Origin of the sequence: Pseudomonas sp. D8002 (genome assembly GCF_013385695.1) — a bacterium.
Taxonomy (GTDB): domain Bacteria; phylum Pseudomonadota; class Gammaproteobacteria; order Pseudomonadales; family Pseudomonadaceae; genus Aquipseudomonas.
Window position 1 is genome coordinate 1 of record NZ_JACAPM010000083.1, and the last position, 1,523, is coordinate 1,523.

At 62.4% G+C, this 1,523-nt stretch carries 1 protein-coding gene; it reads right to left on the reverse strand.

Annotated elements, in window-relative coordinates; translation table 11 throughout:
• Nucleotides 1-1,523 (reverse strand): condensation domain-containing protein (locus tag HX807_RS31485; RefSeq protein WP_256349622.1); only part of this gene is annotated, 1,523 nt, incomplete at both ends.

The window sequence follows — 1,523 nt, forward strand, 5'->3', positions numbered from 1 at the left end:
GATGCGCCGTTGCGGATCGGCGGCGATACCTTGCAGCAGGTTCAGCCAGTGAGCGGCCATACGCTGTGCAGTGCTTGCGTCGAACAGGTCGGTGGCGTAAGTGAGGGTTGCACTGAGCTCGCCGTCGGCGTCCAGGGTGTCGAGGGTCAAGTCGAACTGGGCGGTACGGCTTTCCCACTCCTGGGCCTTGATCACCAGCCCCGGCAGTTGCGGGATGGCTTGGCGGCCGGCGCTCTGGTGGTTGTACAACACCTGGAACAACGGGCTATGGCTCAGGTTGCGCTCAGGGCGCAAGGCTTCGACCAATTGCTCGAACGGTAGGTCCTGATGCGCCTCGGCGCCCAGTGCCGCCGTCTTGACCTGTTGCAGCAGTTCGCTGAACCGCTGCTGCGGATCGACTTCAGCCTTGAGCACCTGGGTATTGACGAAGAACCCGATCAGGCCTTCGGTCTCGACCCGGTTGCGGTTGGCAATCGGTACGCCCACGCGGATGTCCGACTGGCCGCTGTAACGGTGCAGCAGGCCCTGGAACGAAGCCAGCAACAGCATGAACAGGCTGCAACCTTCACCCAGCGCCAGTTGCCGCAGCTGTTGGCCCAATGCCTGCGGTAACTGGACGGCCAGACGGGCGCCGGCAAAGCTCTGGCGTGCCGGTCGCGGACGGTCCGCAGGCAGCTCCAGCAATGGCTGTTCAGCGCCGAGGACGTTGGTCCAGTAAGCCAGCTGCCGCTCACGCTCACCGGCGTCCATCCATTGGCGTTGCCACACCGCGTAATCGGCATACTGGATCGGTAACTCCACCGGTTCAACCGATCCACCCTGGCTATAGGCGGCATAACGCTCAATCAGTTCCTGCACCAGCACCTGCATCGACCAGCCATCGGAGACGATGTGATGCTGGGTCAGCACCAGCACCTGTTCATCGGCGGCCACCTGCAGCAGCCCGACCCGCAGCAGCGGACCGTTCTGCAGGTCGAACGGCCGGCTGATCTGATCGCGAACAAACGCCTGGATCTGCTCGGCCTGGTTGGCCGAGGTCAGGTCGAGAAACTGCGGCGTCAGCAGCGGACCGGACTCGGCATGGATAACCTGGAACGCACGCTCGTCCTTCTGGACAAAGGTCGTGCGCAAACTCTCGTGACGCTGCACCAGTGCGCTTAAGCTGCGTTGCAACGCCTTCAAATCCAGGTGGCCATGAATCCGTAGCGCCGCAGGGATGTGGTACGCCGCACTGGAGGGTTCCATTTGCCAAAGGAACCACTGGCGTTGCTGGGCGTAGGACAAGGGCAACGGTTGATCACGCGGCACCCTTGGAATGCGCGCAGGCATCGCCGCCTGGATTGGCTCAAGCGCAGCCACGCAAGCCTTGAGGCTGGCATTTTCGAACAGCTTGCGCAGTTGCAGGTTCATGCCGAGGTGTTGGCGGATGCGCGACACCATCTGTGTAGCCAGCAATGAATGGCCACCCAGTTCGAAGAAGTTGTCGGTGAGACCAACCCGCTCCAGTTTCAGCACGTCTTGCC